The following is a 10,723-nucleotide window of genomic DNA, read 5'->3' on the forward strand; positions in this document are numbered from 1 at the left end:
ACGCTGCGCGCCGGCCTGGGCACCGAAGCCCCACAGTGCGACCAGCGGGCCGATGCTCGGATCGAACGCGCCATCGCTGCGTTCGGCGATATCATGCGCGGCGACCAGCACCTGCCAGAAGTCTTCCGGCAGCCGCTGCCAGCTGCCGGCGGCGGCGCGGTTGTAGCGGCTGATGTCCGACTCGGTTTCCCAGGTGCTCATCTGCGCCACGACCCGGTCCAGCTCTGCCTGGATGCCGGCATGCAGCGGATGCAGGTCGCGGCGGCGCGGGGCGACCAGCTTCACGCTCCAGCGGGTACCCATGGTGTGGCCGCCGAGGGCGGCGATGTCGGATTGGCTAGACATGGAGAGAGCGGCCCGGCGCGCCGTGGCGACCGGGCCTGGAGTCCTTACTGCGGCAGCACTTCCAGCGTGGCCACGTAGCTCAGGCGGCGCACGTTGGCCTGCGGCACCGAGGTCTTGTTGTCTTCGCTGCCGGTTTCCAGCCAGTACATGCCCGCTTCCGGCCAGGTGACGGCGAACTCGCCGCTGGCATCGGTGGTGACCTTGATCTCTTCCTGCGCGTTGCGGTAACGGGTGCCGCCGCGGGTGATCTCCACTTCCAGGCCGGCGGCCGGCTTGCCATCCACCAGCAGGCGGAAGGTGGCTTCCTCTCCGCTGAACAGATCGTTCGGGTGGCCGAGGGCGACCATCTCCATGCCCTTGCCGGTCGGCGTGAGCGCGGTGGCGTTCGGGGCACCGTTGGTGACGAAGGTTTCGACCCGGCCGGCGGTCTCGGAGACCTTCAGGTCCTTGGCGTTCTTCGGCACTTCGGCGCCGAACTTCTCCGGGGTGCCGCGCCAGCGCTTGGGCTTGCCGTCTTCCTGCCAGTTGGCCATCAGCCCGGCGTTGACGTTGGCCAGACGGTAGGTGCCGGGCTGGGTCAGCTCTACGTCGAACACGCTGCGGTATTTGCCGGTGGCCACATTCTGCGGCTGCACGCTGCTGCCGTCGGGCGCGGTAATCAGCAGATTGTCGATGCGCAGCGGCACGTGGTTGAAATAGAACAGGTCGTTGGACACGGCCGCGTCCACCGTGATCCACGGGTTGGCACCGGCGATCACGGTCTGCGACGGCTGCAGCCAGGCCTTGTGGGCGGCGGCGGAGAAGGGCAGCGCTGCGGCGATGGTGGCGGCAAGCAGGAGGGAACGCTTCATCGGTTGGCTCCGGTAGTAGGGCGAATCAGGGTTTGACGGCGAGGGTGACCGTGCCCAGCTCGGAAGTGCCCTGGGCACGGCCGTTCTGCACACTGCGGGCTGGCCAGCTGAAGGGAATCTTGACCAGCTCGCGGCCACCCACCTCGCGTACGGCTTCCACCACCAGCGTGTACTGGCCGGCGGGCAGGTCGCGAAGTTGCGGCTGGCGGTCGCTGAAGCTGAGCTGGTGTTTGCCGACCGGGCGGGTCGGGCCGGTCACGCCATCCACCGGCACCTGCAGGGTGCGGCCGCTCTTGCGCCACCACTGGCGCAGGTCCGGCAGCCACTTGGTGCCATGGCCCTCGGCGGTGTCCTTGAGCTGGTACCAGACCGACAGGTTGGCGGCGACCTTCTGGTCCGCGCCTTCGATCCACACCGCCACATACGGGCGGTGGTATTCGGCCACGTTGAGCTTAGGCACTTCGACGTTGACGTCGAGGCTGGCGGCGTAGGCGGCCGGAGCGGTGGCGATCAGGCCACTCAGGGCGATGGTCAGGGTGACGCGCATGGTGCGACTCCGGGGAGGGATGCGTTCTAGGGGAGAGCGGGATCAATGGATCAGGAGCAGGGCGATCAGCAGCGGGATCAGCAGGCCCAGCCCGACCAGCGGCCAGGTCATGCGCCGCTGCCGCGCATGCAGATGCAGCAGGAACAGGCCGGTGATGCAGAACACCAGGCAGGCCACCGCGAACAGATCCAGAAACCAGCCCCAGCCCGGGCCGGCGTTGCGGCCCTTGTGCAGGTCATTGAAATAGGAAATCCAGCCGCGGCGGGTCTTCTCGAACTCCACCGCGCCGGTTTCGCGGTCGATGCTCAGCCAGGCATCGCTGCCGGGGCCGGGCATGGACAGGTAGATCTCTTCGGCCGACCACTCGGCCTCGCGCTTGCCCAGGGAGACATCCAGCTCGCGCGACAGCCAGTCGGCGACCTTGCCCGGCAACGGCGCATTGCCTTCCTCGCGCGCGCCCAACGCTTCGAGCAGCGGCGCGGACAGTTCGAGCTTGTGGTTGTGCACCTGCGGGGTGGCCTCGATCTTCGAGCGTGGTTCAAGGTGATGCCGGTGAGGGAGAACAGCAGCATGCCGATCAGGCACACCGCCGAGCTGATCCAGTGCCATTGATGCAAGGTGCGCAACCAGAAGCCACGGTTGGCCTGTTGCTGCACGGCGTTGGCGGAGGCGCGTTGGGGAGACAAGTGGCGGGTGGGAGTGATCAGGAAGCCGTGATTACATCATGAATGAGAATGATTCGCAATTTGTATTTTCCGCTGTCCCGGTGCGTACCGCTTATTCCTGTGCGGCCTGCAGCGTGCGTGCCGAAGGCTTGCGTGTGCGGGTCCAGCGGTGCAGCGGCAGCTCCAGCCATCTCCACGACAGCCAGCCGGCGATGACGCAGACCACCACCGTCAGCGCGATGAACAGCGCATGCTGCCACGGCGCATGGTTCAAACCGCTGGCCTGCCACAGGCGGCCGGTTGCCGAGATCACGAACACGTGGCCCAGGTACAGCGAATAGGAGCTGTCGCCAACTGCCAGCAGTAAGGCCGGCAGCCGTGGCTGGCGTGCATGCTCCCAGCGCACCGCACCGAGCACCAGCAACGCGGCCGGAACGCCGAACAGCAGTGCCCGGCGCAGTACCGGCGGATGTTCGGGATAAGCCGCGGCCAGGTGCAGCATCGCCGCGACCAGCAGCACAGCACCGCCCAACAGCAGCGGCAGCGCGAAGCCGACCGGCAGACGGCGCCAGTACAGCCCGATCAATCCACCGGCGATGAACTCCAGACTCAACGGGCTGGACGCGACGGCGGCCCAGGGCGCGATGCCGGCGCCCAACATGCCGTGGGCCAGCAGGGTCGCCGCCGCCCAGCCCAGCAACAGCCACGGCAATTGCCGTTCTCGCGCGAACGCGATCGCCACCGCCATCAGCAGGTAGAAGAATGCCTCGTGGATCAGTGTCCAGCCCACGGTCAGCAGCGGCAGCTGCGCCTGCGGCCACAGCAGATAGGAGGCGAGGATGCTCTGGTCCTGGTAGGCACTGTTGGCCATGCCCGGCATCAGCAGCATCAGGGCCACGACCAGCGTGGTGTAGAACCAGTACAGCGGCAGCACGCGCCAGCCACGGCGGGCGAGGAAGTCGCCGGCATTGCGGGGCAAGCCATAGCTGCCGGCGGCGATGCTGGTCATCACGAAGCCGGACAGCACGAAGAACAGATCCACACCGCTGTCGGCGTAGGCGAACATCGCGCCGAGCAGGTTGCCGTCCTGGCCATACTTGCCCTCGACGATGCGCAGGTGGAACAGCACCACCATCAGTGCGGCGATACCGCGCAGCGCCTGGATGGAGAAGAACGTGGCCGGTCTGGTCATGCGCGGGATCTGCAGTGGGCGGTTGGTGGTTGTGGAACTGCGGCCGCGCATGGTGCGGGGAAGCGGACGCAAAAAGCAAAAGCCCGCCTCAAGGGCGGGCTTTTGTTCGGTTGCATCGGCAGTGTCAGAAGCGGGCGTTGAGCGAGATCCAGAAGCTGCGACGCTGTTCCTTCACCGCGTAGTCGTCCACGCAGCTGTACTCGGTATCGGAGGCCAGCACGCAGGACTGGGAGACGAAGTCCTTGTCGAACAGGTTGTTGATGCGGCCGTTGACGGTCAGCCAGTCGTTCGCCTTCCAGCTGGCACCGAGATGGAACGTGGTGTAGTCGGCGTAGTAGCGCACGGTCGAGCGGCTGACACCGCCGACGCTGGAGACCAGGGTGTCGCGGTAGCGGTCGTAGCGGCCTTCGCCGATCAGGCTCAGGCTGATGCGATCACTGGCCTGCCAGGTGAGGTTGGCGTTGGCCATGTGCTTGGCCGGGTTACCCGAGATCGGCTGGCCCTTGGCGCTGCCGCTGGTCTGCTCGCTTTGGGTGAAGGTGTAGTTACCGCGCAGCTGCAGCGTGTCCAGCAGGTCGATCTGACCGGCCAGTTCGACGCCGCGGGTCTCGGCCTTGTCGATATTCACGCTCTGGGTGAAAGCGCTGTAGCCCAGCGCCGCCCAACCCGGGCCGACATCCACGCAATAGCTGCCGTCGGCCGGTGCCACCTCGCAGTTGGCGAAGGTTCCGCCACTGGCGATCTTGTCGTCGAACTTGTTGAAGAACGCGGTGGCGTTGAAGTTCCAGCGCTGTCCTTCGTAATAGGCGGCGACTTCGTAGTTGGTGCTGGTTTCGGGCTTGAGGTGCGGTGAGCCGACCTGCGGGATCACGCCCTGGCCGCCGAAACCGACCACGCCGGGGAACAGCTGGTCCGGGCGCGGGGTTTTGTAGCCGGTGCTGATGCCGCCTTTGACGGTCCACGCATCGTTGGCTTCCCACACCAGGTAGGCGCGCGGGCTGACGTGGCTGCCGAAGATGTTGTGGTCGTCGTAACGCACACCCAGCGTGGCGGTCAGGGTGCCGGTCAGCGCCCAGTTGTCCTCGGCGAACACCGACCACATCCGGTGTTTCTGCTTGACGTTGTCCTTGTAGCCGCCGCCATCCATGCCGAACACGCCATCGGTCATGTCGGTGTCGTTGTACTGGCCGCCGATGGCGAGCTGGTGGTTGCCCACTGACATGTCCAGCTTGGTGTCCAGCACATAGCCGTCCAGCTCCATCGTGCGCAGCGGCCGCGGCAGGAAAGCTGACAACCGCGCCAGCTCGTCGGCATTGAGCACACTCAGGTTGCCGGAGGTCATGTTGCAGTGGGCGGCCTGGCCGCGACGCGCGCAGACATCGTTCCACAACCCCTGCAGTTGCGCGCGCTCATCCAGCGTCAGCGGCAGCGAGCGGCCAAGGTTGCTGGTGGTGTGGCGGGTCAGGCTGCTCTGCCAGGTGCCGAACTCGTAGCGGCCCTGGTGGGTCAGCGCCAGCTGGTCACGCTCGTAGCGCTGCCAGGCGGTATAGCCCACACGCGGCTGCACCACGCGGCTGCTGAGGGTGCCGCTGCCGCTGGGGTTGGGGATGGTCGCCGTGCCGCTGCGCCACAGGCTTTCAAGCTGTCCAGCGTACCGGTCTGGCCCTTGCGGTTGTCGTACTTCTGGCGCGAGACGTCGTAGTCCAGCCAGAACGCGTTGTGCTCGAACGCGCTCAGGTCCAGGCGGATGCCGGTGTTCCAGTTGGTGTTGGCCACCGCCTTGCCACCGCCGCCAAAGCCGAGACTGCGCTCCCACATCGAGCCATCCGGCAGTGGCAGCGGGTCCCACTCGGGCATCGACTCGTCGGCATCGTAGTAGCTGCCGCGGATCGCCACGCCCAAGGTGTCCTTGACCAGCGGCCCGGTCAGATACAGGTCGGTGGTGCGTACGTCGCCGAACTCTTTTTCCTGCTGGACGGTGAAGCCCTGGGTGATCGAGCCCTGCCACTGGTCCTGGTTGCGGCGGGTGATGATGTTGATCACCCCGCCCATCGCATCGGAGCCGTACAGGGTCGACATCGGGCCTCGCACCACTTCGATGCGCTCGATCGCATCCAGCGGCGGCAGGTAGGAGAACTGGCCGCCACCGAAGTTGTTCGGGTACAGGCTGCCGACGTTGCTCTGGCGGCGGCCGTCGATCAGCACCAGTGTGTACTCCGATGGCATGCCGCGCATGGAAATGGTGGCACGGCCGTTCTTGTCGGTGGTTTCCATGCCCACGTCGATGCCCTCGACGTCACGCAGCGCATCGATCAGGCTGGTGTAGGGGCGCTGGGCGAGCTCCTCGCGCGAGATCAGGCTGATGCTGGCCGGTGCTTCGGGAATCTTCTGCTCGAAGCCGGTAGCGGTGACGACCACCTTGTCCAGCGTGGTGGGCGCGCCGCTGGCGTGCGCGGTGGCGCTGAGGGCGGCGAGCACGGCGAGGCCGAGCAGGTGGCGGGAAACGGACACGGAACGGCGATGGCGCAGAGCCATGGAGGGACCTCGGATTTCGGAAAGCGGGGCGCACTGCGCAGTCGCAGGCAGGTAGTGCATGCGCCGGGTGCTGCGGGGAAGGAGGGTGAGACGGCGGCGTCGATCCGTAGAGGACCGGTCAGACCTGCGGAGGCGCCTGACCGCGCTGTTGCCGGCGCCCCGGTGCCGGGCGGGCGACGTCCATGATTGAGGCAGGGATCAACGAGCGCGCCGCAACGGCGGCGTTCAAGCACGCCAGCACCTGGCCGGTGGACCCGCTCAGCGCAGCCGGCATCGCATGCGGTTTGACCACGCGGCGCAACTTGGCCGGTCGGGTTTCCTGCAGCTGGTCCTCGTCACCCGCCGGTGGTGCGCCGGTGATGGACGTAACGCTGTCAGCGTCGCTGGCAAGCGACCGGCGCGGGGTGTCCTGCAGCAGCAAGGCCACCAACGCCAACAGAAGCAGCATGCCCAATGCCGCCATCGACACGCGCAAGGTTGCGTGTGTGGTGGTCAGGGGCGGCTGGCTTTGCGGATGCTGCACGGGAATCCCTTGATTGCATGGCCGGCGCGGGGCGCTGGCGTTTGCGGTGCGGCATTGTAGATGGGATTCGTTCACTTGTGCAAATGAGAATTGATATCGATTGGTGTCGCTTAAATGGACGCCACCAGGGCCCGGATCTGCGGATGCGGGGATACCGCCAGCTGCGGCCGGATCTGTGCGAGAAACGACGGGCTTCCCTGCGCCAGCGCCTTGCGCAGCCAATCTGCGGCCTCGTCGATATGGCCGGCGGCAAGCAGCAGCGAGGCATGACTGGCCTGACCGCGGAAGTCGCCCGCTTCGGCCGAACGGCGGTACCAGTCCGGTGCGGCGACCGGATCCGCGATCACACCGGTGCCTTCTTCGAGGCAGCGGCCGACCAGGTTCATCGATTTGGCGTGGCCGCTTTCGGCCGCACGCCGGTACAGCGTGTAGGCGGCGGCTTCGTCTTTGCCGATTCCACGGCCGGTGGCCAGCAGGTTGGCCAGGTTGTACATGCCCCAGTCCAGCCCGCTGTCCGCAGCCCGTCGATACCAGACCGCGGCCAGTTCGAGATTCACCGGCGTGCCCTGGCCCAACTCGTGGCAGCGCCCGAGCATGTTCATCGCCAGCGGCAGGCCACCGTTGGCGGAACGTTCGAACCAGGCCATGCCGGCGCCGGTATCGACCGGGCGGGCGCGGCCTTCCATGCAGGCCTGGCCGAGTACGAACTGGGCCAGTACCTCGCCATCCTGCGCGCGCCGCTCCAGTTCGGCCATGACCGCCGCCGGGTTGCCGGGCAGCTGCAGCAGCAGTGTCTGCAGGTTCTGTCCGGCTGCGCTCACGCCTCGGCCCATTGCCGCAGCAGGTTGTGATACACGCCGGTCAGGCTGACCAGCGAGGGGTGCTGCGGATGGTCGTGGGTCAGCCGGCGGATCGACAGATCCAGCTCCCACAGCAGGCGGCGGTGGCCGTCGTCACGGACCATGCTCTGGGTCCAGAAGAACGAGGCGATGCGTGTGCCGCGGGTCACCGGGGTGACCTGGTGCAGGCTGGTGCCCGGGTACAGCACCATATGCCCGGCCGGCAGCTTCACCCGCTGGTTGCCGTAGGTGTCCTCGATGACCAGCTCGCCGCCTTCGTACTCGTCCGGATCGGACAGGAACAAGGTGGCCGACAGATCGGTACGCACCGGCTGCGGATCCCCCGCGCGGCTGATGTGGTCGTAGCGGACCGCGTTGTCGACGTGGAAGCCGAAGGTCTGGCCTTCGCGGTAGCAGTTGAACAGCGGCGGATAGATGCGGCGTGGCAACGCGGCGGCAAAGAACGTGTCGTTGCGGCCCAGGGCATCGAGGATCAGCGAGCCCAGCGCCCGTGCGGCCGGGTCCGATTCGGGCAGCTGCAGGTTCTGCTTGGCCTGCGCCGACTGGTAGCCGGCGGTGGCCTTGCCATCGGCCCAGCCCGCTTCGTGCAGGCGCTGGCGCGCCTGGGCGACCTGGTCGCGGGTGAGTACGTCGGGGATGTGCAGCAGCATCGGATTGCCTTGTGGACGAAGCCCCGGCAGGCGGCCGGGGGCGAGGGGAATCAGAACTTCACATTCAGGGCCAGCGTCGCGGCGCGGCCCGGGGCGATGGCCGCGTAGTGCGAGGCATACGCCTTGGTGAAATAGGTCTTATCGGTTAGGTTCTGCACGTTCAACTGCAGGCTGATGTTGTCCTGGATGGCGTAGCTGGCCATCGCATCCCAGCGGGTGTAGCTCGGGATCCACTTGGTATTGGCCACATCACCGTACTGCTTGTCCGAGTAGCTGGCGCCGGCGCCCAGGGTCAGGCCGAAGGGCAGCGTGTAGCTGGTCCACAGGGTGGCGCTGTGCCTGGCGGTGTTCGGGAACACGTTGCCGTTGTTCGGCGAGGGCACGTAGATGCCGCTGGGGCAGGTGCGGCCGGCTACGGCGCAGACGTAGCCACCATCCTTCAACTCCGAATCCAGCCAGGTGTAGCCGCCGTACAGGCTCCAGTTGTCGCTGAGCTGTCCGGTGAAGCCCAGCTCGAAACCGTCGATGACCTTCTTGCCCGCGTTCTGCGTGGTGCCGTTGTCGATGAGGACGCGGGCATTGTTCAACTCGGTATGGAAGATCGCGGCGGTCAGGTTCAAGCGGTTACCGAACAGGTCCCACTTCGTGCCCAGCTCGACGTTCCGGGTCTCCTGCGGATCCAGGTCCTCATTGGCGAGAGAGATGCCATCGGCACCGTCGCCACCGTCCATGCCCGGCGGCGTGGATGAGGTGCCGTAGGACAGGTAGAGGCTGCCGTTGGCCACCGGCTTAAACACGACGCCGGCCTGGTAGTTGATGAAGTCGCTGTCATTGCGGAATACCGTTGCCGCCGCACCCGGCACCGGTGTGACCTGCTTGGTGGAGTAGTCGTCGTAGCGCAGGCCCAGATTGACCGACCACTGCGGGTTCAATTCGATGGTGTCGAACAGGTAGGCGGAGCGGGTCCTGGTGCTCTGGCGGACGTCGGCCGCCTTGTCGCTGCGGTAGACGGTCTGGTTGGCCGACCATGGATCGTTCGGATTGGGATTGTTGAAGTCCGTGCAGTTGTAACCGGTGGCCGCGCCGGTGCTCGGGCAACTGGTGCCATTGGTCAGCGGGTTGTTGGTGCCCGGTGACATCAGATAGCTGCCGCGGCTGATCTTCTCGTCGCTGTACTCGACGCCGGCGCTGTAGCTGTGCTGCAACGCGCCGGTCTCGAAGCGGCCGGTCAGGCTCAGCTGGTCGACGAAGCTTTTCACATCGACCGCGCGGCTGTTGGTGCGGCGCCACAGCGTGCCGTACAGATTGGGGTTGCCCTTGCTGTCGTCCGGCTGCGTCCACAGGTAGTCGTTGCTGGTGTTGCCCAGACGCGCGATGTTGCGCAGCTTGTGGCCGCCGAGGTCGTAGCTGGCATCCAGCGTGCTGATGTCGGCACGGGTGTGCTGGAAGTCGCGGTCCTTCAGGCCGTAGTAGTTGTTGCGGTCCGGCACCAGCGGGCTGCCGTCGCCATTGAGCGCGACATTGGGGCCGCTGGTGAACGGATTGCTGTACGGGAAGCCGCCGGCATCGGGCAGGTCGTCGGTTTCCATATGGTAGTGGCTGGCGATCACCTGCGCCGGGCCGTTCAGGCCGAACGCGATCGACGGCGCGATGCCCCAGCGGCTGACATTGGCCGCATCACGGCCGGCGATGTCCGACTCGTGCTTCATCAGGTTCAGGCGCGCCGCCACGCCGTCGCCGAGCACATAGTTCGCATCCACGGTACCGCGGGCGTAGCGGTCGGTACCCACGCCCATGCTGGCGCTGGTTTCGTTCTTCAGCTTCGGGGTCTTGCTGACCAGGTTGAGGCTGCCGCCACCGGAATCACGGCCGCCGTAGGCCGAGCTCGGGCCTTTGACCACTTCGACCTGTTCCAGGTCGAAGATCTCTCGGGTCTGCGAACCGACGTCGCGCAGACCATCGACAAAGATGTTGCTCTGCGAATCGAAGCCGCGGATGAAAGGCCGGTCACCGGTCGGGTTGCCGCCTTCACCGGCGCCGAAGGTGATGCCCGGAACCATGCGCAGCGCATCCTGCAGGCTGGTCGCGCCGGTTTCGGCGATCAGCTTGTCCGAAACGATGGACACCGATTTGGGGGTATCCAGCAGCTCGGCGGTGAACTTGGGCGAGGACGGGTTGAACCAGCTGCCGCGGACATGCACCCCATCCAGATCGGTGGCTTTGCGCTGGTCTGCATCGGCGGCGCCCTCGGGTGCGGCGTGGGCAACCAGTGGGCTGCCGATGGCAAACAGCAGGGCGGAGGTCAACGGGGTACGCATGGAGTTCATGGAAGGGCTCTGGAAAGGAAAAAACGGCAGACAGCCTGGCGGAGCAACGGCAGGGTCGAGGCGGTTCAGATCGGAAAGCGCGACAGCAACGGGGCGCACCCGGCCAGGATGGCGGGCAGCAGCAGACGGCTCAGGCCCGCGGCGGGGCGTTGCCGGGATTGAGCAGGCGCAGAGGCGGATCCAGCGGATAGGCCTGGAGGCGACGCTGCGCGTGCCGGACGCCGGTTT

Annotated in this window: 8 protein-coding genes and 2 pseudogenes; all 10 read right to left on the minus strand. The window is 66.5% G+C overall.

Features of this window, described 5'->3' with window-relative positions; all coding sequences use genetic code 11:
• Positions 1-345 (minus strand): FAD:protein FMN transferase (locus JCM9942_RS05600; protein WP_172675052.1); only part of this gene is annotated, 345 nt, incomplete at its 3' end.
• 44 nt (positions 346-389) lie between these two features.
• Positions 390-1,196 carry a DUF4198 domain-containing protein gene (locus JCM9942_RS05605; protein ID WP_054658269.1) on the minus strand — a complete coding sequence of 269 codons (807 nt, stop codon included), beginning with the start codon at positions 1,194-1,196 and terminating at the stop codon, positions 390-392.
• Positions 1,197-1,221: 25 nt separating this feature from the next.
• On the minus strand, positions 1,222-1,743 hold the full coding sequence (locus JCM9942_RS05610; protein WP_054658271.1) for a DUF2271 domain-containing protein: 522 nt from the start codon (positions 1,741-1,743) through the stop codon (positions 1,222-1,224).
• Between the two features lie 105 nt (positions 1,744-1,848).
• Positions 1,849-2,315, minus strand: a pseudogene (locus tag JCM9942_RS05615) (PepSY-associated TM helix domain-containing protein); the annotation flags it as partial.
• A 205-nt stretch (positions 2,316-2,520) separates the two neighbouring features.
• A complete protein-coding gene (locus JCM9942_RS05620; protein ID WP_157722794.1) occupies positions 2,521-3,600 on the minus strand; it encodes an acyltransferase family protein in 1,080 nt (359 codons plus the stop codon).
• Between the two features lie 124 nt (positions 3,601-3,724).
• A pseudogene (locus tag JCM9942_RS20500) lies at positions 3,725-6,135 on the minus strand (TonB-dependent receptor domain-containing protein).
• Positions 6,136-6,253: 118 nt separating this feature from the next.
• Complete coding sequence (locus tag JCM9942_RS05630) at positions 6,254-6,658, minus strand: hypothetical protein (protein ID WP_054658275.1); 405 nt, start codon at positions 6,656-6,658, stop codon at positions 6,254-6,256.
• A gap of 110 nt (positions 6,659-6,768) precedes the next feature.
• Complete coding sequence (locus JCM9942_RS05635; protein ID WP_083468426.1) at positions 6,769-7,491, minus strand: tetratricopeptide repeat protein; 723 nt, start codon at positions 7,489-7,491, stop codon at positions 6,769-6,771.
• Positions 7,476-8,168 (minus strand): Fe2+-dependent dioxygenase, encoded by a 693-nt coding sequence (locus JCM9942_RS05640; RefSeq protein ID WP_054658277.1) that lies wholly within the window; start codon positions 8,166-8,168, stop codon positions 7,476-7,478. Before JCM9942_RS05640 ends, JCM9942_RS05635 begins: the two co-directional genes overlap by 16 nt.
• Before the next feature lie 50 nt (positions 8,169-8,218).
• Positions 8,219-10,495, minus strand: a complete 2,277-nt coding sequence (locus JCM9942_RS05645) for a TonB-dependent receptor (protein ID WP_054658278.1) — start codon at positions 10,493-10,495, stop codon at positions 8,219-8,221.
• Positions 10,496-10,723 lie beyond the last annotated feature (228 nt).

It is taken from the genome of Stenotrophomonas pictorum JCM 9942, from assembly GCF_001310775.1.
In the GTDB taxonomy this organism is placed as follows: domain Bacteria; phylum Pseudomonadota; class Gammaproteobacteria; order Xanthomonadales; family Xanthomonadaceae; genus Stenotrophomonas; species Stenotrophomonas pictorum.